The organism is Rubellimicrobium sp. CFH 75288, assembly GCF_009904055.1.
In the GTDB taxonomy this organism is placed as follows: Bacteria; Pseudomonadota; Alphaproteobacteria; order Rhodobacterales; family Rhodobacteraceae; genus Rubellimicrobium.
Genome location: NZ_WYDP01000003.1, coordinates 145,273 through 168,238, shown reverse-complemented (window position 1 = coordinate 168,238; position 22,966 = coordinate 145,273). Strand labels below are relative to the sequence as shown.

Below are 22,966 nucleotides of genomic sequence, written 5' to 3'. Positions count from 1 at the left end.
CCGGGCGCGCCGCAGGCCGACCCGGCGGCTCCGGCGCGGCACGGCTCTCCGGACGCAGCGCTTCCGCCGGCGCCTCGGCCTGCACCGCACCCGCCAGAGCCAGCGCGAGGAGGAGGGCCGGCAGCGTCCTCATTCCCCGGCCTGCCCGACCGCGCTGCGGCCGAAATCCGGCACCGGCGTGTCCTGCCCGGCCTCGATGATCCCGCGGCGGATCGCGCGGGTGCGGGTGAAATAGTCGTGCAGCAGCGCCCCGTCACCCATGCGGATCGCCCGCTGGAGCACGAACAGCTCCTCCGTGAAGCGCCCCAGGATGTCGAGCGTCGCGTCCCTGTTGGACAGGAACACGTCGCGCCACATCACCGGGTCCGAGGCCGCGATCCGCGTGAAGTCGCGAAAGCCCGAAGCCGAATACTTGATGACCTCGCTCTCGGTCACGATCTCCAGGTGCTCGGCCACGCCCACCATCGTGTAGGCGATCAGGTGCGGCGTGTGGCTGACCACCGCGAGCACCCGGTCGTGGTGGTCCGCGTCCATCTCGTCCACGTTGGCGCCCAGCGCCCGCCAGAAGGCCGCCAGCCGGTCGGTGGCCGCGCGGTCCGCCCCCTCGGGCACGAGGATGCACCACCGGTTGTCGAACAGCGTCGCAAAGCCCGCGCGCGGGCCCGAATACTCGGTCCCCGCGAGCGGATGGGCCGGAACGAAGTGGACGCCCGGCGGCACGTGCGGAGCGACGGCCCGGATCACCGACCGCTTGACCGACCCCACGTCGCTCAGCGTCGCCCCCGGCTTCAGCGCCGGCGCGATCTCGGCCGCCACCGCGCCCATGACGCCCACGGGCGTGCACAGCACCACGAGGTCCGCGCCCTCGGCCGCCTCGGCGGCGCTGTCGCAGACGCGGTCGCACAGGCCGATCTCGCGCGCGACGGCGCGGGTCTCGGCGCTGCGGGCATGACCCGAAATCTCGCCGGCCGCGCCCGCGCGCCGCATCGCATGAGCCATGGACGAGGCGATCAGCCCCAGCCCGATCAGCGCCACCCGGTGGTAGATCACCGCTCGCCCCCGATGCGCGCCGCGCGCCTCACCGCACACCCTTGAACTGGCCGATCGCATGGGCCACGCGCCGGCAGGACGCCTCGTCGCCCACGGTGATGCGGAGGCAATGGGGCAGCTTGTAGCCTGCCACGCGGCGCACGATGATCCCCTCGCTGCGCAGATGGGCGTCGCAGGCCTCCGCCTCGGCCGGATCGGCAAAGCGCGCCAGCACGAAATTGGCGGTCGAGACGTCCGAGGGCACGCCCATCTCCGCCAGCGTCCGCGCCAGCCAGTCGCGCCAGCGCGCGTTCTCGGCGCGGCAGCGCGTCACCCAGGCGCGGTCGCGCACCGCCGCCTCGGCCGCCATCAGCGCGGCGGTGGACAGGTTGAAGGGGCCGCGTACGCGGTTGAGCACGTCGATGACCGCCCGCGGTCCGTAGCCCCAGCCCACCCGCAGTCCCCCCAGCCCGTAGATCTTGGAAAAGGTCCGCGTCATCACCACGTTGTCGCGCCCGGCGATCAGCGCGGCACCCGCGTCATAGCCCTCCACGTATTCCGCATAGGCCCCGTCGAGCACGAGCAGCGCGCCCTCGGGCAGTCCCTCGGCCAGGCGGCGCAGCTCGGCCTCGCCGATCATGGTGCCGGTCGGGTTGTTGGGGTTGGCGACAAAGACCAGCCGCGTACGCGCCGTGCAGGCGGCCAGGATCGCGTCCACATCCGTGGTCCGGTCGCGCTCGGGCACCTCGACCGGGGTCGCGCCGGCAGCCAGCGCGCTGATGCGGTACATCAGGAAGCCGTGCTCGGTATGGATCACCTCGTCGCCCGGCCCCGCATAGGCCTGGCAGAGAAAGGTGATGATCTCGTCCGAGCCCACCCCGCACACGATCCGCCCCGGATCGAGGCCCCAGACCTCGCCGATGGCAGCCCGCAGTTCGGCATGATCGGTCGAGGGGTAGCGGTGCAGGTCGCGCGCGGCGCGGGCAAAGGCCTCGCGCGCCGCCTCGGGGGGCCCGAGGGGGTTCTCGTTGGACGACAGCTTGAGGACGTTGGTCTTGCCCTCGAGGCGGCTCGCGCCTCCCTCGTAGAGGGCGATGTCCATGATACCGGGTTGGGGAACGATCCGAGTCACCACTCTCTCCTCTCCGGCGCCCGTTTAGCCGCCGGGGAGGGCAGATGCCACAGTCAAGCGGTCGCCTGCCCCACCAGGGCGGAGAGGCGCGCGGGGTCGTATTCGGCCGGCAGGACGCGCGCGCGGCCGTTGCGCACCACCGCAAGCGTCGGAAAGGACCGGATGCCGATGCGCCGCCCGGCCTCCCACACCGATTCGGCCAGAGCCCGGTCGTCGAGGGCGGGCAGCGGCGCCTCCACCCCCGCCGCCTTCAGGAGCGGCGCATAGGTCTCGGGCCGGTTGAGGTCCGCGCCCTGCTCGAAATGCGCCTCGATGACCGCATGGGCAAACTCCACCGCCCGGTCGGGCGCATGACCCGCGACATGGGCGATGGCGATGCAGGGAGGGCCGCTGTCGCCGCGCACATCGTCCCTCCGGATCAGATCGAAGAAGGCTCCCGAGGGGGCGCGGCCCGTCACGGCCCGCAGCCGCTCGCTCGCGCTGCGGATATAGCCTTCCATCGCCCTGTAGGGCCCGATCCGCTCTCCCGAGACGAGCCCTGCCATCACCACGCGGATCGGCAGGCCGGGATGGTCGCGGGCGACGCGGCGGATGGCGGGCACGATCCCGTAGCACCAGCCGCAGAGCGGATCGAAGCCGTAGAGGATCTCGGCCATCTAGTTGCTCACGAACGGGGCGCGACCGACCAGCGCATCGTCCTCGAGCGCGTCCGCGACCGCCCGCGCCAGGTCGGCACGCTCGAGGCTCAGGCCGGGGGGCCGCTCGTCGGACAGCCGGACCGTTCCCCTGGCCTCGCGATCCAGCAGACGCGGAGGGCGGAGCATGGTCCAGCGCAGGGCAGACCCTTCGAGGAGCGCCAGTTCGCGTTCCCGGTCTTCCAGGACCGGCCGCGCCACCACGTGCATGAGGCCGGCGAACAGCCGGTCGACCAGCCCCTTGCGGTCGCCGGGCCTGTTCACGGCCGCGCCGCCCACCGTCACATAACGCAGCCCCACGCGCCCCGAGAGCGCCTCGGCGAGCCGCGAACAGGCCGGGTTGCCCCGGCCGCTCGTCATGGCGCAGACGACGGCATCCGCCGCGTCGGTCGCATCGGCGACCCCCTCGCCCGAGACCGGATCGGCCCGCAGGCCGGTTGCGCCGCCGACCGCCTCTCCGGTGCGGGTGACGGCGATCACCTCGTGACCGCGCCGCTGCAGTTCGGCCACGACATGCCGCCCGGTCCGCCCGCGTGCGCCGAACACCGCCACCCGCATCGCCGCCTCCCTGCCGCGCTCTCTGCAACGGCCAGATGGAGCCGGCCTGCCCCTGCCGCAAGGGGCGCCCCTTTCCCTCGGCCCGGCGCGGTGCTTGAGTGGGCACTCAGCAGGGAGGACGCCGGATGGGGCCGCGCAAGATCATCATCGACACCGATCCGGGGCAGGACGATGCCGTGGCGATCCTGCTCGCGCTGGCCTCGCCCGAGCTCGAGGTGCTCGCCATCACGGCGGTCGCGGGCAACGTGCCCCTGCCCCTGACCGCGCGCAACGCCCGCGTCGCGGTGGAGCTGGCCGGGCGCACGGTCCCCGTCTTCGCCGGCTGCGACCGGCCGCTCGAGCGCGCGCTGGTCACGGCCGAGCATGTCCACGGCCGCACCGGCCTCGACGGCGCCGACCTGCCGGACCCTTCCCTCCCGCTCGGGGAGCGCCACGCCGTGGACGTGCTGATCGAGACCCTGCGCACGGAGCCTGCCGGCACCGTCACCCTCTGCGCGCTGGGGCCGCTCACCAATCTCGCCACCGCCTTCCGCCGGGCACCGGACGTGGTCGGCCGCGTCCAGCAGATCGTGCTGATGGGCGGCGGCTTCTTCGAAGGGGGCAACATCACGCCGGCGGCCGAGTTCAACATCTTCGTGGACCCCGAGGCGGCCCAGACGGTGCTGCGCTCGGGCCTGCCGGTCACGATCGTGCCCCTCGACGTCACCCACAAGGCCCTGACGACGCCGCACCGGATCGACCGCTTCCGCCATCTCGGCACCCCGGTCGGGCAGGCCGTGGCGGGATGGCTCGACTTCTTCGAGCGCTTCGACGTGGAGAAGTACGGCAGCGAGGGCGGGCCGCTGCACGATCCCTGCGTCATCGCCTGGCTGATCCGGCCCGACCTGTTCAAGGGCCGCCACATCAATGTCGAGGTGGAGACGGCAAGCGACCTGACGCGCGGGATGACCGTGGCCGACTGGTGGCGTGTCTCGGGTCGGACGCCCAACGCCAACTGGCTGCGCGAGGTGGATGCCGACGGCCTGTTCAACCTGCTGGTGGACCGGATCGGCCGTCTCTGATCCTTGCGCTGGATCAAGGCGGGGCACGGCGGCCCGGAGGCATGGACGGCACGACACCCGCCGGAGCCCCGCCATGCCGCATGATGCCGCCCGCCTGCCTCTCGCCCTTGGGGCTTGGGCCGCCCTGCTCGCCTTCGTCGCGGGGGCGGCGGGGCTGCTGTGGTCTGCGATCTATGTGCCCGCCGTGCCGCCTGCGTTGCGCTCGGGCGCCTGGAGCCAGGATCTCGTGACGCTGCTCGCCGCGCCGGGGCTCCTCGTCTGCGACCGGCTGATCCGGCGAGGCCGGCCCATCGCGTGGCTGCCCTGGATGGGCTTCGTGGGATACCTGATCTACGCCTATGGCCTTTATGCGTTCGACCGGGTGGTGACGCCGCTCTTTCCCCTCTATGTCGCCATTCTCGCCCTCTCGACCGGGGCGGCGGTGCTGTTCGTGCGCCATGTGCGCCCGGAGGCGGTCCGCCCGGCCGGCCCGCGCCCGCCGCCGCGGCGTCTCGCGGCCCTCCTGGCGGCGCTCGTGCTCCTCTTCGGCACGCTCTGGAGCGCGATGCTCGCCCCTGCTCTCGCCACCGGCATCGCGCGCGACGGGCACGCGATCTTCGTTCTCGACCTCGCCTTCGCGCTGCCGCTGATCGCGGTCGGCGCGGGCCTGCTGTGGCGGCGCCACCCCCTGGGCGACCTGTTCGCCGTCCCGGCGCTGATGAAGACGGGGGTGCTCGGGCTGTCCGTGCTGATCGGCACCCTGGTCGCGCCGCGCTGGACTGGCCTCCCCGTCGATCCGGCCGAGGTCGCGCTCTATGCGCTGATGGGGCTGGGCCCTCTCGCGCTCGTCCCCGTCTTCCTGCGACGGCTGGAGGTCAGCGATCCCGGCCCGTTGGACCCGGCGCAGGGGGCGCCTACATCGGGGCCATGACGCTGCGCCTGCCCTTCGACAACAGCTATGCCCGCCTGCCCGAGCGGTTCTTCGTGCGCCAACCGCCGGTTCCCGTGGCGGCGCCGCGCCTTCTCGCGCTCAACCGCCCCCTGGCCGAGGAGCTGGGCCTCGACGCGGACGCGCTCGCCTCCGAGGAGGGGGTCGCCGCCCTCGCCGGCAACGCGGTCCCCGACGGGGCCGAGCCGCTGGCGCAAGCTTATGCGGGCCACCAGTTCGGCGGCTGGGTCCCCCGTCTGGGCGACGGGCGCGCGATCCTTCTGGGCGAAGTCGTGGACCGCCACGGCCGGCGGCGCGACATCCAGCTCAAGGGCGCGGGGCGCACCCCCTTCTCGCGCATGGGGGACGGGCGCGCCTGGCTGGGTCCGGTCCTGCGCGAGTTCGTCGTCTCCGAGGCGATGGCCGCGCTCGGCATTCCGACCACCCGCGCCCTGGCCGCGCTCGCCACGGGCGAGACCGTCCGGCGCGAGCGGGCGCTGCCCGGCGCCATCCTCGTGCGGGTCGCGGCCAGCCACATCCGCGTGGGCACCTTCCAGTTCTTCGCCGCCCGCGGCGACGAGGAGGCGCTGCGCCTCCTGTGCGAGCACGCCATCGCCCGCCACCACCCGCAGGCCGAGGGTCCCATGGGCCTGCTGCGCGCGACCGTCGCGGCGCAGGCGCGGCTGGTGGCCGACTGGATGGCGGTCGGTTTCGTCCACGGGGTCATGAACACCGACAACACCGCAATCTCGGGCGAGACGATCGATTACGGGCCCTGCGCCTTTCTCGACGCCTATCACCCCGATGCCGTGTTCTCCTCCATCGACGCCTGGGGGCGCTATGCCTATGGCCGGCAGCCGGGCATCGCGGCCTGGAACCTCGCCCAGTTCGCCTCGGCGCTCCTGCCGCTGATGGGAGGCGAGGCGGCCATCCCCGAGGCGACCGAAGCAGTTCAGGGATTCGCGCCGCTGTTCGAGGCCGAATGGAACCGCCGCTTCGCCGCCAAGATCGGCCTGCCGGAGGACTCGCCGCAGGCACGCCCGCTGGCGGTGCGGCTTCTGGACCTGATGGCCGCCGCGGGGGCGGACTTCACCCTCACCTTCCGCGCCCTGAGCGAGGAGGCGCCCGTGCCCGAGGCGCTTGCCGCCCTGCCCGAATGGGGCGACTGGCACGCGGCCTGGACGGCACAGGACCCCGACCGCGCCCGCATGCGCGCCGCGAACCCCGCGATCATCCCCCGCAACCACCGTATCGAGGCGATGATCGCCGCGGCCGAGGCGGGGGACCTGGCCCCGCTCGAGACGCTGCGCGCGGCGCTGTCCCGCCCCTTCGACCCCGACCCGGCCCACGATCCGCTGCGCGCCCCCCCGCGCGAGGAGGAGCGCGTGCTGCGCACGTTCTGCGGCACCTGAGCGGCGCGCCCGGCCCCCGCCCCGGCCCGGCGGCCCCGAATCGGACCGGCCCCGTCCCGCCTTCTTCATGACAGGGAAACGTTAAGAAACCGTTGACGCCTCGTGCGTCACCCCGTTGCGCACGACCTGCTGGTATGATGAGGTGATGAGGGGGCTGACAGGGGGTGACGGGATGGGCGAGGCGGAGCTGTTCGGGACGGACGAGCCCGCCCCGCACCCCCGGCTGCTGCGCGCCGGACATCTGTCGGTTGAAATCGCGGGCGGCGCGGTCGGGGCCGTGCGCTGGAACGGGCGCGAGGTGCTGCGCGGCCTGGCCCATCCCGTGCGCGATCCCGACTGGGGCACCTGGCCCGAGGAGACGCTGTCCGAGACGGTGGAGGAGGACGGCCCCGCCTCGCGCTATGTCCGCAGCTTCCGCACCGCTGGCGGAGCGGTGGAGGGGCGCTTCGATCTCCACCTGCGGGCGGAAGGCCGGCTCGAGGCGCGCGTGGCGTTCCGTGCGCTGGCGCCCCTGCGGACCAATCGCGCGAGCCTGGTCGTCCTCCATCCCGTCGCGGCCGAGGCCGGCCGGCCGCTCGCCGTGCGTCACCCCGACGGCACGAGCGAGGAGACGACCTTTCCCCGGCTGATCCGGCCGGACCAGCCCGCACGGGACATCGCCGGTCTGCGCTGGACGCTGGACGGGCTGACGCTGGATCTGGCCTTCCGGGGCGAGGTGTTCGAGATGGAGGACCAGCGCAACTGGTCGGATGCGTCCTTCAAGACCTATGGCCGGCCGCTCGCGCTCCCCCGCCCCTTCGACATCGCCGCCGACGCAACCTGGGAGCAGTCCGTCCTGCTGGTCGTCGAGGACCGGGGCAGCGGGCGGGCCGGGCGCGGGCCGGACGACCGGCTGGTCCTGGGCGAGGCGGCGGGGCGGATGCCGACCGTCGCGCTCGCCACCGAGCCGGGCTGGGAGGACCGGAGCGTTCTGCCCGACCTGCCGCGCCTTCTGCGCCTCGATCTGCGGGTCGGGGACTGGACCGGCCCTCTGGCCGAGGCGATGGCGGCGCACCCGGCGCCCGAACTCGAACTGATCCTGCCGGACGAGGCGCCCGCTGCGGCGCGCGTCCTGGCCGCCCTGGGCCCTGCGCTTGGCGGGGCGCGGCCCGCCTCGGCCACCGCCCTGCCGGCGGCCTGGCTTGCCAGCCATCAGCCCGGCGGTCCGTTCCCGCCGGGCCTCGGTCCGGCCGAGGCGGCGGCGCTCCTGCGGGCGGCGTTGCCCGGCGTGCCGGTCGGGGCGGGGGTGCTCACCAACTTCACCGAACTCAACCGGCTGCCCCGCCTCGACCCCGAGGCGGCCTTTGTCACCTACGCGACCACCGCCATCGTCCATGCCGCCGACGATGCCTCCGTGATGCAGACGCTGGAGGCGCTGCCGATGATCCACGCCTCGGCCGCGCGACTGGCCGGGGGACGGCCCCTGCGGCTCGGTCTTTGCGCGATTCCCATGCGCACCAACCCCTACGGCAGCCGCCTCGTGCCCAACCCGGCGCGCGGCCGGGTCGCCATGGCCGGAGAGGACCCGCGCCATGCCGCCCCCTTCGGTGCGGCCTTCGCCGTGGGCGTGCTCGCCGCGACCGAGGGCCACCCCGTGGAGCGCCTCGCGCTGGCCGCGCCGCGCGGGCCGCTGGGCCTTCTGGGCCCGGACGGACGGCCCTCGCCGCTGGCGGCGGTCGTGCGCCGGCTGGGGACTCTGGCCGGCCGGGCCCGGCGCCGGACCGAGGTCCCCGACGGGATCGCCGCCGTGGCGACGGAGGGGCCGGAAGGATTCCGGGTCCTGCTGGCGAACCTGACCGCGCGGGAGCGCCGCATCGCGCTGCCCGCGCCCCTGCGGGCGGGGCCGCCCGGCGACGGGGCCATGGAGCGGACCGACCGGGTCCGGCTGGGCCCCTTCGCTGCGGCCTGGGGCGAGACCTGAGCGGAGGAGCGATGGACAGGGATCCGGCACGGCAGCGCATCCGGGCGCGCTACCTGATCGAGACGGGCGTGGACGTGGCCGAGGCGGCCGCGGTGATGGCGGGCGAGCAATCCTCGGGCACCTTTGTCGCCGTGGAGGGCGAGACGCCCGAGCTCAAGGCGCGGGCCGGCGCGCAGGTCGAGCGGATCGAGGAGCGGGGCGAGGTCCCCGCCCCCTCCCTGCCCGGCGCGCGGCGCGAGGCCGGCCGCCCCATCCGCCGGGCGGAGGTCGAACTGTCCTGGCCGCTCGGCAATCTGGGTCCGTCCCTGCCCAACCTGGTGACGACGGTCGGAGGCAACCTGTTCGAGCTGGGCCAGTTTTCGGGTCTGCGCATCCTCGACATCGAGCTGCCGCCCGCCTTCTTCGCCCGCTATCCCGGACCGCGCCACGGCCCTGACGGGACGCGGGCGCTGACGGGGGTGCGGCACGGCCCCATCCTCGGCACGATCGTCAAGCCGAGCGTGGGCCTCGGCCCTGCCGAGGTGGCCGACCTCGTGCGCCGTCTGGGCGAGGCTGGGCTCGACTTCGTCAAGGACGACGAGCTTCAGGCCGACGGGCCGATCTGCCCCTTCGAGGATCGCGTGGCGGCCGTCATGCGCGCCGTGCGCGACCTCGAGGACCGGCGGGGGCGACGGCTGATGTATGCCTTCAACCTGACGGGCGAGATCGACGAGATGCGCCGGCGGGCGGATGCGGTGGAGCGCGCGGGCGGCACCTGCGTCATGGTCGTGCTCAACGCGGCCGGCCTGTCGGGCTTCATCGACCTGGCGCGGCACACGCCGCTGGCGGTGCACGCCCATCGCGCGGGCTGGGGCGCGCTGTCGCGTCATCCGCTGCTGGGCTGGTCCTATGTCGCCTGGCAGAAGATCTGGCGCCTGGCCGGGGCGGACCACATGCATGTCAACGGCCTGCGCAACAAGTTCTGCGAGGACGACGACAGCGTGATGGAGTCGGCGCGCGAATGCCTGCGCCCGATGTCCGCCGACCGGCCCTGCCTGGCCATGCCCGTCTTTTCCTCCGGCCAGACGGTGCGGCAGGTGCCCGACACGCTCCGGCGGCTCGGCTCGGACGACCTGATGTATCTCACGGGGGGCGGGATCATGGGCCATCCCCACGGCCCCGAAGCCGGCGTGGCCGCGCTGCGCGCCGCCTGGGAGGCCGCCGCCGCCGGCGAGCCGCAGGAGGTCCGGGCCGCGCGCGACCCCGCCCTGGCGGCGGCGCTCGGCGCCTTCGGGGCATGAGTCCGGCACCGGAGCTGCCGCCGGGCCGGCTCCTGGCCTGGTATGGCGACGACTGGACGGGCGCCGCGGCGGTGATGGAGGCGCTCGAATTCGGCGGCGTCCCCGCGGTGCTGTTTCTCGACCCCCCGGACGAGACGGCGCTGGCGGCCTTTCCGCAGGCGCGCGGCATCGGGATCGCCGGCACCGCCCGGGCCGAGCCGCCGGAATGGATGGACCGCGAGCTGCCGTCCCTGCTGACGGCGCTGCGCGACCTCGGGGCGGCCCTGTCGCTCTACAAGATCTGCTCGACGCTCGATTCCTCGCCCCGGACGGGATCGATCGGCCGCGCGGCCGAGATCGGCCTGCGCCTGTTCGGGGCGGACTGGGCGCCGCTGATGCCCGCCTCGCCCGATCTGGGCCGCTGGCAGGCCTTCGGGACGCTCTTTGCGGCGGACGGGACGGGGGCCGTGCACCGCCTGGACCGCCACCCGGTCATGGCGCGCCACCCCGTCACCCCGATGGACGAGGCGGAGGTGTGCCGCCATCTCGCCCGCCAGACCGCCCTGCCCCTCGCGGCGCTCCACCGGACGGCCTATGCCGCGCCCGACGGGGGCCGGGCGGCGCTGGCGGCGCTGGCGGCGCGCGGCGGGCTCGTGGCGCTCGACTGCGCGGGCGCGGACGACCACGCGCCGGCGGGTCGCCTGCTGTGGGAGATGCGGCACGAGGCGCCGCTTGCGATCGGCTCGCAGGGGGTGGCCTACGCGCTTCTCGCCCATTGGCGGGCGCAGGGCTGGCTGGGACCGCCCCCGACCCTGCACGGCGCCGGAGAAAGAGGCCCCGTCGCGGCCGTCTCCGGCTCGGTCTCGCCCACCACGGCCGCCCAGATCGCCGCGGCCGAAGCCGCAGGCTTTGCCCTGGTCCCGTTCGAGGCGGCCGCCCTTCTCGGACCCGATGGCGGTGCGGCGGAACTCGCCCGGGCCGAGGCTGCGGCCCTCGCGGCACTGAGCCGCGGGCAGAGCGTCCTCGTGCACAGCGCACGCGGACCGGACGATCCGGCCGTGGCCCGCTTTCGCGCCGCCCTCGGCACCCGCTCCGCGGCCGCGGCCCAGGCCCTGCTGGGGCGGCAGATGGGTGCACTGCTCGCGGCGCTGGTGGCTCGGGCCGGGCTGCGGCGGGTCGTGGTCTCCGGCGGAGACACGGCGGGGCGGGCGGCACGGGCGCTGGGACTCGTGGCTCTGACGGCGCTCGCCCCTACTGTGCCCGGTGCCGCGCTCTGCCGCGGTCACCGCCGCGACGGGGGGACGGTCGAAGTCGCGCTCAAGGGCGGCCAGATGGGCCGGCCCGACTTCTTCGCCGCCATCCGCGCCGGCGGAGGCCTGCAACCTCAAGGCGAACAAGGAGAATGTTGCTCAACTTCCTGATCGTCTCCTATGGTCGGCCGCGTGAGAGTTGATCGGGTCCGGCAGCAGGGTGAGCCATGGACGGTCCTGCGACCCGCCCGGCCCTTTGCCCCGGCGATGCCGGGCCGGTCCTCGACCAGCTCTGCGATCGTCTCGAACGCGACGACCCCGGGGGGATGCTGCCCCTCGCCCGGAGCATTGCGGCCCCCTCCTTTGCCGTCGGCCGGACCCGCTGGCTGCGCGCCCGCCTGAGAGAGCGGCGGCACGGGATCGTCGCGGCTGTGGCTGCCGTCCTCCGGCAGGAAGGTGCAGCCCTGTCGGAGCCCGAACAGGCGATCGAGCAGCGGGCCCTCGTCGCGCTGGGCACCGTCGCGGCGGCCCGGCTCGGTGCCGAGGGACGCCATGCCGAGGCGCTGGCGCGGCTCGACGCCCTGCCCTCCCCGCTTCCCGCTCCGGCCCAGATCCAGCGCGTCCGCTGCCTGGAGGCGCTCGGCCGTTCGGCAGAGGCCGGCGCCGTGCTCGACCGGCTCTGCGAGCGGCCCGACCCGCCAGTGGCCGCCGTGCGGCATCTGGCCAACCGCCTGCACTGGGAAAACCGGCTGGAGACGGACCCGCGCATCCCCGGCCTTCTCGACCGCGCAATCCCCCGCGCATCGGGTGCGGAATGCCGGACGCTGATCCTGCGCCGCCTGTCGATCTGTGCCGCGACGGCCGACAGCGCCACCGCCGCCGCCCTGCTCGAACCCGCGCTCTCCGCGGGGGTTCCGCCGCTCGTGCTCTGCCGCGTCGCCCGCCAGATCGTCCTGCGGACGGGCCGCCGCGAGGCGTCCGCGGTGCTCGCCGCCCTGCCCCGTCTGGAGGCGGCGCTGCGCGCCATGCCTCGCCCGCCGGCCGAGGCCTGGCTGGCCTTGGCGCGGACCTGGTTCGCGCTGGACCGGCCGGACCGCGCCGCCGCCGCGCTGGCCGAAGCCGCCGCGACAGCGGACGCCGCCGATTCCGCGGCCCTGCGCGAGACGGCGCTCCGGATCGGCCGGCCCGTTCCGGTTGCCCTCGCCGCCCCTGCCCGGCACCCCCTGCCCGAGGAGCCCGGCTGGACCTCGCTCGTCCCGGACGGCAGCCTGTGCTGGAACGGCGTGAGCGGCGGGCGGGCTGTCGTGGCCTTCGACAACCTCGTGCTCGACCACCGGGTGGAGGTCGCTCCGCTCGACCTTGCCCTGCGGGAGCGCGGCGTGGGCCTGGTCCTGGTCCGCGACCGCCAGAGGCAGCTCTTCATCCACGGCTTCGGCCCGTTCTTCCCGAACCGGCGCGACGCCGAGGCTGCCCTGGCTGCCGCCCTCTCGCGCTGCGACATCGCGCAGACGGCGACGATCGGCTTCTCGGCGGGGGGTTATGCCGCCCTGCGCTACGGCCTCGCGCTCGGAGCCGGGGGGGCGATGATGCTCTCGGGCCTGTCGCACCTGCCGAGGCCCGACGACCGCGAGGAGCCACGCGGCCAGGGCACCGTGCGGCGGGTCCTGCGCATCGGGCCGCCGGAGCCGTTCGACCTGCTGCCCCTGCTGCGGGACCATCCCGATTTCGTGGTTCACGCCCACTACCCCGAGCAGGCGCCGCTCGACCGGCGGCAGGCGGTGCGACTGGCCGACCTGCCCCGCGCACGCCTCTTCGGCGCCCCCCATTCGCGTCACATGGTCTGGACCTACTGGTCGGCGGACGATTGGCGTGCGGCGATCGGGGGCTTTCTCGACGATCTGGGCTGGCCAGCCTAGGCCGCCCCCGCGAGCCGGTCCAGCACGCCCGCCAGCATCGCGTCGCAGCGGGCGATCTGCTCCTCGGCCACCCATTCGTCGGGGCGGTGGCCCTGTGCCATGTGGCCGGGCCCGCAGATCACCACGGGCGCGCCCAGTCCTTCCGCGAACAGGCCCCCCTCGGTCCCGAAGGCGACCTTGACGGGATCGCCCGCCACGCCGGGAAGGCCGCGCAGCCACGCCACGGCGGGCGAGCCCTCCGGCGTGTCGAGGCCGGGATAGGCGAACAGCTCCGACAGCGCGATCCCCGCCTCGGGCGCGCGCGCCCGCGCCCCGGCCGACAGCCGCGCGGCCTCCGCCTCGATCGCGGCGCGCAGGGCGGCGGGGTCGTCGTCCGGCACGTTGCGGAACTCGAAGTCGAGGCGGCAATGCCGCGGCACGATGTTGAGCGCGGTCCCCCCCTCGATCCGGCCCGCATGGACGGTGGTGAAGGGCACGTCATAGGCCCCGTCCCGCGCCCCCTCCCGCTCGAGCCGCGCCTGCAGGGCCCGCAGCGCCCCGAGCAGGTCGGCGGCCAGGTGGATCGCGTTGACGCCCAGGGGCGCCAGCGCCGAATGCATCTCGCGCCCCGTGCACAGCGCGCGCAGCGCCACCTTGCCCTTGTGGCCGAGCGCGGGGACCATGCCCGTGGGCTCCCCGACGAGGCAGAGGTCGGGGCGCACCCCCTCCTCGCGCAGCCGCGCGATCAGCGACGGCACGCCGAGGCAGCCCAGCTCCTCGTCGAACGACAGCGCGAGGCGCAGCGGCGCGCGGAGGAGCCGGGCGGGCGCGCGCAGCGCCATCGCCAGCGCACAGGCCACAAAGCCCTTCATGTCCGCCGTGCCGCGCCCCCAGAACCGCCCCGCGCCCCGCGTCAGCCGGAAGGGCGGCACGGTCCAGTCCTGCCCGTCCACCGGCACCACGTCCACATGCCCCGACAGCAGCACGCCCCCCGGCCCCGCGGGGCCCAGCCGCGCCAGCAGGTTGGCCTTCTCCCCCGAGGCATCGGGGATCACCTCGGCCTCCCAGCCGGCGCCGCGCAGCAGCGCCGCGATTTCCTCTTGCAGGGGGCGGCAGGGGTTGCGGCTTACCGTCTCGGCGGCGACCAGCCGCTCGAGCAGCGCGGCGCTGTCCGCGCTCACAGGCCCAGCCCCAGGCCGGGGTCGCGCGCCCCGTGCCAGCGCCGCGCCGCATGGCGGGCAAAGCGCTGCACGAGGCCGCGCCGCCGCGACGGGTGCAGCTTGAGGTCCGGGCCCCAGCGGACGATCTCGGCGTCATAGGCGTCCGCGACGATCAGGCCCGTGTCCTCGGGCAGGATCTCGACCGGGAAATCCGCATCCACCGCCCAGAAGAAGCGGTCGCAGAAATCGAGATAGGCCCGCCACTTGCGGTCCGCAGCAAAGTCCGCGCGCGAGGACTTGCACTCCACCACCCAGATCTCGCCCGAAGGCCCGAGGCCCATCACGTCCACGCGCAGCCCCGTGGCCGGGACCATCTCCTCGACGGTGACGACATCATGGGCGAGCAGGTGCCGGCACACCCCGCGCGCGAGCAGCGCGCCGGGACGCGGGGCGGGGCCGGGGGCATCATGGGCGAGGGCGAGGGGCATCCCTCCGCTTGTCGCGCCCCGCGAATCGCCGGTCAAGCACCCCGCCCCGCCACAGCCAGGCCCACGAGGCGAAGGCCCCCTGCGCCTTGGCGAGGGAGCGGGTCGCCGGGCCGGGCCGCGGGATGCGCCCGGTCTCGAGCCGCAGCACCGCCGCCTCGGGCGGACAGGGCCGGTCGGTGACGGGATCGTGATAGCGCGGATAGGCGATCAGCGCGGCATGGACCAGCGCGACGAGGTCGGGCCGCGCCATGCGCCGCGCGGGCGCGCCGCCCCGGTCCTCGGTCAGGCCCCAGCCCGCATAGAAGGGCCGGCCGAGGCAGACCACGCGACGGCCCCGCAGCAGCGCCTCGAAGCCCAGGGTCGAGGTGATCGTCCACACCTCCTCGGCGGCCTCGATCGCGGCCGCGGCCCCCACGCGCGACAGCGTCGCGTCGGCCCAGAGCGCGACCTCCTCGGGGGCCACGGCGCCGGGGCGCAGGCCCGCTTCCACGTCGGGGTGGGGCTTCCACAGGATCAGCGCGTCGGGGTTGGCCTCGCGCGCGGCGCGCAGGAGCGCGCGGTTGGTGCGCACCGGGTCCACCGCGCCCAGGCGCACCGAGGCGTCGTCCTCCACCTGCCCCGGCACGAGGATGCGTCGCCGCCCTCCGGGCAGGGGGGGCAGCGCGCCGGGCAGGTTGTACTTGGACAGCCCCCCCTCGCGGATGCGGCGGATCAGGCGCTCGGCCCGCTCGCGCTCGTCGGGGGCGAGGCCCGCCGCGGCCTCGGAGACCAGCCGCTCGAGGCGGCTCTCGCGCCCCGGATCGAAGTAGAGGCCGAGGTCGTCGAGGACGAGCGACAGGGGCGGGACCAGCTCCGCCCCCAGCCCGCGCGAGCGCAGGAATCCGTCCTCCACCCGCACCGCGCCCGGCGGCGCGGGCGCCGTGCCCCAGACCATCAGCCGCCGCCCCGTCCGCGCGGCCCGGGCCTCGGCGCGCGCGCCCTCGGCAAAGAGCACGGGCCGCCAGCGCCCGAACACGCGGCTGACGGGGCGGCGCTTCCACAGGCGCATGTTGCCGGCGACCCAGCCGTGGCGATCGTCGCGCCAGGCCCGCGCCTCGGCCTCGAGCGCGGCCACCGCATCCTCCCACGGGCAGAGGCGGTCGGCGAAGGGGTCGTACCAGACCGGCGCGAGCAGCATGGCCCCGGCAAAGAGCTGCGCGCGCGTGAGCGTGCGGCCGCGCCGCGCGGGCGGGTCGCGGTCGTCGCTCAGGCCCCATCCGGCATAGAAGGGCTGGCCCAGCACGACCGGCCGGTGACCCGCCAGGATCGCCTCGAAGCCGAGCTGCGACGACAGCGTCCAGACGGCGATCGCCCCCTCGAGCAGCCGCCAGGGCGAGACGGGCGCGGCATGGAGCGCCATCCCCTCGCCCAGGTCGTCGAAGCCCAGATGACCCGCTCGCGCGCCGAGCCGGGTCTCGGGATGGGTCCTGACGAGGATGCGCGCGCGGGGATGCTCCGCCCGCGCCTGCGCGAGCATCTCGCGAAAGCGCGCGCGGCTTCCGCCCGACGCCCGCACGGAGGCATCCCCGGCCGTCTGGTCCACGACCAGGACGTAGCCCGGCGGCGGCGCCTTCAGCGCGGGGTCGTGGGCGCTGTACTTGGACAGGTCGGACCGCCGCAGCCGTGCCATGCCGTCGCGCGCCCGCGCCAGAAGGCGGCTGTCGTCGAGCGGGTGCGTGGCCAGCAGCGTCTCGAGGTCCGAGGGCGCGCGTCCGTCGAAATGGACGCCCCGCCGGTCGAGCAGCAGGCCGATGGGGGGCCCGCCGCCGGCCCGGCCCGGCAGGACCGAGCGCAGGAAGGCGTCCTCCACCCGCAGAAGTTCCGCGCCGCGGCGCTCGGCCACGCGCTCGCCCCGCCAGGCCGTGGGCGAGGCACCCCAGATCCCGACAAGGCCGCCCCGCGGCGGCCAGCCGAGGCGGACCCGGTAGCCGGCCAGTTCGAGGATGCGCCGGACCCGCCTCTGGGTGACGAAGCCCGCGCTGAAGACGTGAAGGGGGCGCGGCGCCCCCTCCGCCGCGCTCACGGCGCCACCGTCCCCGCCGCCGTGTCGATCGAGTCGAGCGTGCCGGTCAGGGCCGAGATGATGCGGCTGAACTGCACGAACGGAGCCTCTGTCACATAGACCGTGTCCCCGTCGCGGATGGCGAAGTCGCGCGCAAAGAACATCCCGTTGGGCCGTGTGAGGTCCAGCACGTAGATGACGCGCTGCGTCCCGGTGAGGTCCGTCCGGCCCAGCAGGCGCTGCGCGATCGCCTCGGGCTCGTTGCGGAACACGAACACGCCCGTGGGGTCGGCCGTGGTCGGCGACAGGCCGCCGACCTGCGCGATCGCCTCGATGGCCGAGATCGAACGCGTGTCGAAGGGCAGCCGCGTCTGGGTGCCCGTCGCGCCCAGGACGGTGAAGGTCGAGCGCCCCGTCTCCACCAGGATGCGGTCGCCGTTGCGCAGCGCCACGTCCGCGAGCGGCTGGGCATAGAGATCCTCGAACCAGATCGAACCCCGCTGGCCGCCGCGCACCAGGGTCACCTGCGTCGAGGCCGGCCGGCCCGTGGGGCCGCCCGCGCGCGCGATCATCGCGGCCAGCGTCCGCGTCGGCCGCTCGATCGGATAGACGCCCGGCGCGCCGACATCCCCCGCCACCGACACGGCCGCCCCGTCGCCGGCGATGCGCGCCACCTGGATCTGCGGCTCGGGCGTCTGCTCCTGGAGGCGCTCGGTGATCGCGCGCCGCACCGCCTCGGGCGAGTTGCCGGCCGCCCGGATGCGCCCGGCATAGGGGACGAAGATGAACCCCTCGCCATCCACCTGGATCTCGGACAGGACCGTGGCATTGGCGCCGGCGGGCACGATCAGCCCGTCATCCACGTTCTCGAACACCGTCAGCACCAGCGTGTCGCCCGGCTGGATCGTGTCCGCGCCCAGCACGCCGGCCCCCTGAAAGGCCGCCGAGAAGCCCAGCGCCGGGGTGACGGAGGCGATCGCGTTCACCCGGTCGTCCACGACCAGCACGAAGGCGTCCCCCTCGCGCAGGACGCTGCCGGCAAAGATCTCGCTCTTGTTCGGGCCGGCCCTGGGCAGGCCGCAGGCTGCGAGGATGGTGAGCGCAGCCAGGGCGGCCACGCCGGTCAAACGGCGCCACGTGGGTGTCACTGTCGCGGTCTCCTCGACCCGATGGTTCTGCCTCGCGGGTCCGCCTTCGGCCGGGCGGAGCCCTTTTGCGCTCACGCTATCGTGGGCCCGGCCGCGAATCCAGCGGACCGCCCGCGCCCCCCTTTCCGCTGTGGCTTCGCTGCCGCGACAGCAGGCCGCGCCGTCAGCGCACCAGCCGCAGGGTCTCGCGCGGGGCAGCGCGGCCCAGGCGCAGCGCATCATAGGGGTCCACGTCGGACAGCATCATGTCCACCACCTGCCGCAGCAGCGCGCGCCGGCCCGGCGCGGAATAGAACCCGCCGGGGATCTGGCTCGTCTCGAGCAGGAAGCGGCGATAGTCGCGATAGGCCCGGCCGTCCGGCCGCGGCGCCTCGGCAAAGAAGCGGTCGAGCGGCAGGGACGAGGCGAATTCCGGCTTGCCGTAGACCGCCCGGCCGAAGACCTTGAGCGGGATGCCGCGCCACAGCACCTGCTGCGCGGCGGTCGAGTTCACCGTCACCGCGCTGCGCGCATGGTCCAGAAGCCGGGCCAGCTTGCCGCCGGCGACATAGTGGACCCGTCCCGCCACGCCGCGCTCCTGCGCCATGCGCCGGATCAGGCGCCGCAGGGGCGAGCGCCCGTTCTCCAGCGGGTGGGCCTTGAAGACCAGGTGGTGATGCCGGGGCGCACCGCGGGCAAAGCCGTCCAGAACCACGCGCAGGAACTCCTCCTGCCGCTCGAACGGCCCATGCGCGCGGAAGCTCGAATCGTGCTCGAGCTGGAGCAGCACGAGGTGATAGGGAAACCCGCCCAGCCGCACCCGCCGCGTCGCCACCGCCCTGTCCAGCGCGACCAGCGGCAGCGCGAGCAGCCGGCGGGTGTAGATCCAGGCTTCCCGCGCCACCGGCAGGTCGCGATGGCTGCGGAAATTCGCAAAGGCCCCGTTCCGGAACAGCACGAACCAGTGGTAGAGCGCCGCCCAGAAGACGTGCTGGCGCAGCTCGCCCCAGCGCGCGGGCGGCTCGGGCACGTCCATGTCCGATTGCGCCAGCGCCTCGCGCATGGCCGCCACGCCCAGATCCATCAGGCGCGAATGGCCGTTGGTGCCGCCTCGCTCGTAGGTGATCCAGTAGGGCCGCAGATAGCCCTCCTCGAAGGCGTGCAGCGTGATGCCGCGCCGGCGCGCCTCGAGGACGGCGGCGGCATGGACGGGCCGGGCATCGCCGTAGAGCACGATGTCCGTGACCCCCTTCGCGTCGATGATCTCGGCCAGCGCGGCGGGCCAGTCCTCGGGCCGGCCGCGATAGGGCAGGAAACCCGGGGCGCCGAACCAGAAGGCGCGGTCGCCCGCGTTGAAGCCCACGCGCCAGACCTCGGCCCCCGCCGCCCGCAGCATGGCGCCGAGCCGCCAGAAGAAGGGCCCGTGCGGCCCCTGCAGGAACAGGAACGTCCGACCCGTTGCCACCGCGAACCCCGCGTCACCCCTCGTCTCCGGCGCCGATCATAGGCGCTTTGCTGCTCCGGCAGAAGCTGCCCGATCGGGGCTGCGCGCGAACGATCGGGCGGCATTGCGCCGCGATCGGCAACGGTCTAAGCCGCGCGGCATGTTCACCGGCATCGTCACCGACCTGGGCGAGGTGATCGCCGTCCGGCCCGGCGGGGACCGGCGCGTGCGTCTGGCCACCGCCTACGATCCCGGCACGCTGGCGCTCGGGGCCTCGGTGGCCTGCGACGGGGTCTGCCTGACCGTGGTGGACCGCGGCGCCGATCCCCGGCCGTGGTTCGAGGTCCAGGTCTCGGCCGAGACGCTGGCCCGCACCACCCTGGGCGAATGGGTCCCCGGCCGCCGCGTCAACCTCGAGCGCAGCCTGCGCGTGGGCGACGAGCTCGGCGGCCACATCGTCTCGGGCCATGTGGACGGGGTGGCCGAGGTGACGGAGACGCGCCCCGAGGGGGACTCGCTGCGCGTCGTGCTGCGCGCGCCCTCCGCCCTCGCGCGCTTCATCGCGCCCAAGGGCTCGGTCGCGCTCGACGGCACATCGCTCACCGTCAACGAGGTCGAGGGCGAGGCGTTCGGCATCAACCTGATCCCCCATACCCGCGCCGTCACCACCTGGGGCGAGGTGCGCCCCGGCCGCCGCGTCAACCTCGAGGTGGACACGATGGCGCGCTACGTCGCGCGGCTGCGCGAATGGGAGGCGGCAGGGGGCGGCGCCTGAGCCGCCGGGCCGGAGCGTGCCGGCCGGACGGCATTAACCGTTTTTCAACCTTTCCGTGGCAGGCTGGTCGGCACGAGGCGAATCGCACCCGCCCCCGGGCCTGCGACCGCCCCGACCGCGCCCCCGGCCGATGCCCGCGCGGGATCACCTCCGTTCGCGCCGACCGGCGCGGGATCACCTCCGGCGACCGCCTTCGCGGATCTGCCCCCACCTGCGGCCGCGCCGGTCCGGCGCGGCCCCGGTCCTGCCCCCCGTGGGCAGGGATCACCTCCGCCGGCGCACCGGCCCTGTGCGGGCTCTGCGCCCTTTCCATCGCCGCGCCCCTCCGCTATGGCCCCGACGCCACCGGAGGTTCGCCCATGACCATGCCCTTCGAGACGCCCGGCCCCGTGGAGCGGGACTGGTCCGACGCCATCTCTCCCGTCGAGGAGATCATCGAGGAGGCGCGCAACGGCCGCATGGTCGTGCTCGTGGACCACGAGGACCGCGAGAACGAGGGCGACGTGGTCATTCCGGCCCAGATGTGCACGCCGGAAAAGATCAACTTCATGGCCACCCATTGCCGCGGCCTCATCTGCCTCGCGCTGACCGGCGAACGGGTGGACCAGCTCGGCCTGCCGCTGATGGCCTCGCAGAACTCCTCGCGCCACGAGACGGCCTTCACCGTCTCCATCGAGGCGCGCGAGGGCATCGCCACCGGCATCTCCGCGCATGACCGCGCGCGCACCGTGGCGGTGGCGATCGACCCCTCCAAGGGGCCGGCCGACATCGCCACCCCCGGCCACATCTTCCCCCTGCGCGCGCGCGAGGGCGGCGTGCTGGTCCGGGCCGGCCACACGGAGGCGGCCGTGGACATCGCGCGGCTCGCGGGGCTCAACCCCTCGGGCGTGATCTGCGAGGTGATGAACGACGACGGGACCATGGCGCGCCTGCCCGAACTCGTGGCCTTCGCCCAGCGCCACGGGCTCAAGATCGGGACCATCTCCGACCTGATCGCCTATCGCCGCCGCCACGACAACCTGGTGCGCCTGCGCGACGAGCGTCTCGTAACGGCCGAGGTCGGGGGCGAGTGGCGCCTGCGCATCTACACCGACCAGACCCAGGGCGCCGAGCACATCGCGCTGCTCAAGGGGGACGTGTCGGGACCCGACCCGGTGCTGGTGCGGATGCACGCGCTCGACCCGCTCTTGGACGTGGTGGGGCTCGGGCCCAGGGGCCGGTCGGCCGAGTTCCGCGACGCCATGCGCCTGATCGCCGCCGAGGGGCGCGGTGTGCTGGTGCTGCTGCGCGACCTGCACATGAAGCTCGACCCCGGAGGGGGGGCGGCCTCGCCCCAGACGCTGCGGCAATACGGGCTCGGCGCGCAGATCCTGTCCTCTCTGGGGCTGTCGCGGATCGTGCTGCTGACCAACAACCCGATGCCGCGCGTCGTTGGGCTCGAGGCCTACGGACTCGAGATCGTTGGCACCCGCCCCGTCCCCGCCGGGCAGGAGGGCTGAGCGATGGCCGGACCCTCCCGCCAAGACCTCCCCCGCGCCGATCTCGGCGAGAAGCCGGCCCGCGTCCTCATCGTCTGTGCGCCCTACTACCAGGCCGTGGCCGATCATCTCCTGGCCGGCGCGCGCGCCGAGATCGAGGGATGGGGCGCCACCCACGAGACGGCCCGGGTACCCGGCGCGCTGGAGATCCCGCCGGCGATCGCCGCCGCGGCCCGCCTGTCCGACTTCGACGCCTTCGTGGCGCTGGGTTGCGTGATCCGCGGCGAGACGAGCCACTACGACATCGTCGCCGGCGAAAGCGCCCGCGGCCTGATGCTTCTGGGCCTTCAGGGGCACGCGATCGGCAACGGCATCCTGACCGTCGAGACGGAGGAACAGGCCCTTGCCCGCGCGGACGTGTCGCGCGGCAACAAGGGCGCGGGGGCAGCCGCCGCGGCGCTGCACCTGCTCGCGCTGGCCCGCAGGCTCCGGCGCGAGGAAAAGGGTGTGGGCTTCCTCGGCCGGCTGGGGGACGGCGCATGAGCGGGGCACCGCGCGGGCGCGGCGACGAGGGGCGGCGGCGCAGGTCGGCCGCGCGTCTCTACGCCGTCCAGGCCCTGTTCCAGATGGAGAGCGCCGGCGCCGCGGTGGACCGCGTCGTGCGCGAGTTCGAGTCCCACCGTCTGGGCGAGCCCATCGAGGGCGAGCCGATGCCCGAGGGCCATGTGGACCTGTTCCGCCGCATCGCGCGCGAGGCCGTCAACCACCAGGCGCGCATCGACCAGATGACCGACCGCGCGCTGGTGGCCAAATGGCCCATCGACCGCCTCGATCCCACGCTGCGCGCCCTGTTCCGCGCCGCCGGCGCCGAACTGGTCGCCACCGACACGCCGCCGCGGGTGGTGATCGCCGAATATGTGGACATCGCGGATGCCTTCTACCCCGAGGGGCGCGAGAAGGCCTTCGTCAACGGCGTGCTCGACCACATGGCGCGCGAGGCCCGGCCCGAGGCGTTCGACGGCTGAGGGCGACGGGGTGGCGGGCAACCGCAGCGGCCGTGCGGGTTGTCGTTTCCCGAGGACCTGTGTGAACAGGTGGGCACCAGGTGATCGGGCCAGGACCCGACCAGAGCCGGCTCCCTCGGAGTCGGTATAGGCCACTGGAAATCGGACCCTGTCACGAGAAGAGCAGTAGCCCGCCGAACCCCGATCTAGGGCGCTGCCCCCGCCCGCGCAAGGGCCGTGCGGAGAGCCGCCGCCGAGGGATGTTGTCCACAGGCCCATCCCCAGCCGGTC

Annotated in this window: 20 protein-coding genes and 1 other RNA gene; 11 read left to right on the top strand and 10 right to left on the bottom strand. The window is 74.5% G+C overall.

Translation table 11 applies throughout. The features are described 5' to 3' along the window. Nucleotides 1–129: 129 nt before the first annotated feature. From GT358_RS04105 to GT358_RS04090, 4 genes are all read right to left on the bottom strand, one after another. Nucleotides 130–1,110, bottom strand: coding sequence for a prephenate/arogenate dehydrogenase family protein (locus tag GT358_RS04105; protein ID WP_166581313.1), 981 nt, complete (start codon nt 1,108–1,110; stop codon nt 130–132). Beyond that, nucleotides 1,079–2,131, bottom strand: coding sequence for a histidinol-phosphate transaminase (gene hisC, locus GT358_RS04100; protein ID WP_208103346.1), 1,053 nt, complete (start codon nt 2,129–2,131; stop codon nt 1,079–1,081). Before hisC ends, GT358_RS04105 begins: the two co-directional genes overlap by 32 nt. Nucleotides 2,132–2,214: 83 nt before the next feature. Beyond that, nucleotides 2,215–2,817, bottom strand: a complete 603-nt coding sequence (locus tag GT358_RS04095) for a DsbA family protein (RefSeq protein WP_166581311.1) — start codon at nt 2,815–2,817, stop codon at nt 2,215–2,217. Then, nucleotides 2,818–3,414 carry an NAD(P)-dependent oxidoreductase gene (locus GT358_RS04090; protein WP_166581310.1) on the bottom strand — a complete coding sequence of 199 codons (597 nt, stop codon included), beginning with the start codon at nt 3,412–3,414 and terminating at the stop codon, nt 2,818–2,820. Between the two features lie 125 nt (nt 3,415–3,539). Here GT358_RS04090 and GT358_RS04085 point away from each other — a divergent pair, with 125 nt between their 5' ends. The 7 genes from GT358_RS04085 (at nt 3,540) to GT358_RS04055 (ending at nt 13,179) form a co-directional block, all read left to right on the top strand. Continuing rightward, a complete protein-coding gene (locus GT358_RS04085; RefSeq protein ID WP_166581309.1) occupies nt 3,540–4,475 on the top strand; it encodes a nucleoside hydrolase in 936 nt (311 codons plus the stop codon). A gap of 73 nt (nt 4,476–4,548) precedes the next feature. Next, on the top strand, nt 4,549–5,385 hold the full coding sequence (locus GT358_RS04080) for a hypothetical protein (protein ID WP_166581308.1): 837 nt from the start codon (nt 4,549–4,551) through the stop codon (nt 5,383–5,385). Then, complete coding sequence (locus tag GT358_RS04075; RefSeq protein ID WP_166581307.1) at nt 5,382–6,794, top strand: YdiU family protein; 1,413 nt, start codon at nt 5,382–5,384, stop codon at nt 6,792–6,794. The genes GT358_RS04080 and GT358_RS04075 overlap by 4 nt, the downstream gene beginning before the upstream one ends. Nucleotides 6,795–6,939: 145 nt before the next feature. Beyond that, nucleotides 6,940–8,754 (top strand): hypothetical protein, encoded by a 1,815-nt coding sequence (locus tag GT358_RS04070; protein ID WP_166581306.1) that lies wholly within the window; start codon nt 6,940–6,942, stop codon nt 8,752–8,754. Nucleotides 8,755–8,765: 11 nt separating this feature from the next. After that, complete coding sequence (locus GT358_RS04065) at nt 8,766–10,034, top strand: RuBisCO large subunit C-terminal-like domain-containing protein (RefSeq protein WP_166581305.1); 1,269 nt, start codon at nt 8,766–8,768, stop codon at nt 10,032–10,034. Then, nucleotides 10,031–11,434 (top strand): four-carbon acid sugar kinase family protein, encoded by a 1,404-nt coding sequence (locus tag GT358_RS04060; protein ID WP_166581304.1) that lies wholly within the window; start codon nt 10,031–10,033, stop codon nt 11,432–11,434. The genes GT358_RS04065 and GT358_RS04060 overlap by 4 nt, the downstream gene beginning before the upstream one ends. 56 nt (nt 11,435–11,490) lie before the next feature. Next, the gene (locus tag GT358_RS04055; protein ID WP_166581303.1) at nt 11,491–13,179 is read left to right on the top strand and encodes a hypothetical protein; all 1,689 of its coding nucleotides are present in this window, start codon (nt 11,491–11,493) and stop codon (nt 13,177–13,179) included. On the opposite strand, the gene argE is transcribed toward GT358_RS04055, so the two are convergent. From argE to GT358_RS04030, 5 genes are all read right to left on the bottom strand, one after another. Further along, nucleotides 13,176–14,339, bottom strand: a complete 1,164-nt coding sequence (gene argE / locus GT358_RS04050) for an acetylornithine deacetylase (protein WP_166581302.1) — start codon at nt 14,337–14,339, stop codon at nt 13,176–13,178. The genes GT358_RS04055 and argE overlap by 4 nt on opposite strands. Next, the gene (locus GT358_RS04045; RefSeq protein WP_166581301.1) at nt 14,336–14,806 is read right to left on the bottom strand and encodes an MmcB family DNA repair protein; all 471 of its coding nucleotides are present in this window, start codon (nt 14,804–14,806) and stop codon (nt 14,336–14,338) included. The genes argE and GT358_RS04045 overlap by 4 nt, the downstream gene beginning before the upstream one ends. Beyond that, nucleotides 14,784–16,868 carry a capsular polysaccharide biosynthesis protein gene (locus tag GT358_RS04040; protein WP_166581300.1) on the bottom strand — a complete coding sequence of 695 codons (2,085 nt, stop codon included), beginning with the start codon at nt 16,866–16,868 and terminating at the stop codon, nt 14,784–14,786. Before GT358_RS04040 ends, GT358_RS04045 begins: the two co-directional genes overlap by 23 nt. Then, complete coding sequence (locus GT358_RS04035) at nt 16,865–17,995, bottom strand: polysaccharide biosynthesis/export family protein (protein WP_371416215.1); 1,131 nt, start codon at nt 17,993–17,995, stop codon at nt 16,865–16,867. The genes GT358_RS04040 and GT358_RS04035 overlap by 4 nt, the downstream gene beginning before the upstream one ends. A gap of 163 nt (nt 17,996–18,158) precedes the next feature. Beyond that, complete coding sequence (locus GT358_RS04030) at nt 18,159–19,439, bottom strand: capsule biosynthesis protein (RefSeq protein ID WP_371416214.1); 1,281 nt, start codon at nt 19,437–19,439, stop codon at nt 18,159–18,161. Nucleotides 19,440–19,578: 139 nt separating this feature from the next. On the opposite strand from GT358_RS04030, the gene GT358_RS04025 reads away from it, so the two are divergent. From GT358_RS04025 to nusB, 4 genes are all read left to right on the top strand, one after another. Continuing rightward, nucleotides 19,579–20,193, top strand: coding sequence for a riboflavin synthase (locus GT358_RS04025; RefSeq protein ID WP_166581299.1), 615 nt, complete (start codon nt 19,579–19,581; stop codon nt 20,191–20,193). 359 nt (nt 20,194–20,552) lie between these two features. After that, nucleotides 20,553–21,692 carry a 3,4-dihydroxy-2-butanone-4-phosphate synthase gene (gene ribB, locus GT358_RS04020; RefSeq protein ID WP_166581298.1) on the top strand — a complete coding sequence of 380 codons (1,140 nt, stop codon included), beginning with the start codon at nt 20,553–20,555 and terminating at the stop codon, nt 21,690–21,692. A 3-nt stretch (nt 21,693–21,695) separates the two neighbouring features. Next, nucleotides 21,696–22,214, top strand: coding sequence for a 6,7-dimethyl-8-ribityllumazine synthase (locus tag GT358_RS04015; protein ID WP_166581297.1), 519 nt, complete (start codon nt 21,696–21,698; stop codon nt 22,212–22,214). Continuing rightward, nucleotides 22,211–22,696 (top strand): transcription antitermination factor NusB, encoded by a 486-nt coding sequence (nusB, locus tag GT358_RS04010; RefSeq protein WP_166581296.1) that lies wholly within the window; start codon nt 22,211–22,213, stop codon nt 22,694–22,696. The genes GT358_RS04015 and nusB overlap by 4 nt, the downstream gene beginning before the upstream one ends. A 14-nt stretch (nt 22,697–22,710) precedes the next feature. On the opposite strand, the gene ssrS is transcribed toward nusB, so the two are convergent. Next, nucleotides 22,711–22,868, bottom strand: a non-coding RNA gene (gene ssrS, locus GT358_RS04005) — 6S RNA. Nucleotides 22,869–22,966: the final 98 nt, after the last annotated feature.

Bases quoted from the DNA above. Each gene is read 5' to 3' on its own strand.
- GT358_RS04025 (WP_166581299.1), top strand. From the start codon at position 19,579: ATGTTCACCGGCATCGTCACCGACCTGGGCGAGGTGATCGCCGTCCGG.
- GT358_RS04015 (WP_166581297.1), top strand. From the start codon at position 21,696: ATGGCCGGACCCTCCCGCCAAGACCTCCCCCGCGCCGATCTCGGCGAG.
- hisC (WP_208103346.1), bottom strand. From the start codon at position 2,131: ATGGACATCGCCCTCTACGAGGGAGGCGCGAGCCGCCTCGAGGGCAAG.
- GT358_RS04090 (WP_166581310.1), bottom strand. From the start codon at position 3,414: ATGCGGGTGGCGGTGTTCGGCGCACGCGGGCGGACCGGGCGGCATGTC.
- GT358_RS04075 (WP_166581307.1), top strand. From the start codon at position 5,382: ATGACGCTGCGCCTGCCCTTCGACAACAGCTATGCCCGCCTGCCCGAG.
- GT358_RS04085 (WP_166581309.1), top strand. From the start codon at position 3,540: ATGGGGCCGCGCAAGATCATCATCGACACCGATCCGGGGCAGGACGAT.
- GT358_RS04055 (WP_166581303.1), top strand. From the start codon at position 11,491: ATGGACGGTCCTGCGACCCGCCCGGCCCTTTGCCCCGGCGATGCCGGG.
- GT358_RS04070 (WP_166581306.1), top strand. From the start codon at position 6,940: ATGAGGGGGCTGACAGGGGGTGACGGGATGGGCGAGGCGGAGCTGTTC.
- GT358_RS04045 (WP_166581301.1), bottom strand. From the start codon at position 14,806: ATGCCCCTCGCCCTCGCCCATGATGCCCCCGGCCCCGCCCCGCGTCCC.
- GT358_RS04080 (WP_166581308.1), top strand. From the start codon at position 4,549: ATGCCGCATGATGCCGCCCGCCTGCCTCTCGCCCTTGGGGCTTGGGCC.
- ribB (WP_166581298.1), top strand. From the start codon at position 20,553: ATGACCATGCCCTTCGAGACGCCCGGCCCCGTGGAGCGGGACTGGTCC.
- nusB (WP_166581296.1), top strand. From the start codon at position 22,211: ATGAGCGGGGCACCGCGCGGGCGCGGCGACGAGGGGCGGCGGCGCAGG.
- GT358_RS04095 (WP_166581311.1), bottom strand. From the start codon at position 2,817: ATGGCCGAGATCCTCTACGGCTTCGATCCGCTCTGCGGCTGGTGCTAC.
- GT358_RS04105 (WP_166581313.1), bottom strand. From the start codon at position 1,110: ATGCGATCGGCCAGTTCAAGGGTGTGCGGTGAGGCGCGCGGCGCGCAT.
- GT358_RS04065 (WP_166581305.1), top strand. From the start codon at position 8,766: ATGGACAGGGATCCGGCACGGCAGCGCATCCGGGCGCGCTACCTGATC.
- GT358_RS04060 (WP_166581304.1), top strand. From the start codon at position 10,031: ATGAGTCCGGCACCGGAGCTGCCGCCGGGCCGGCTCCTGGCCTGGTAT.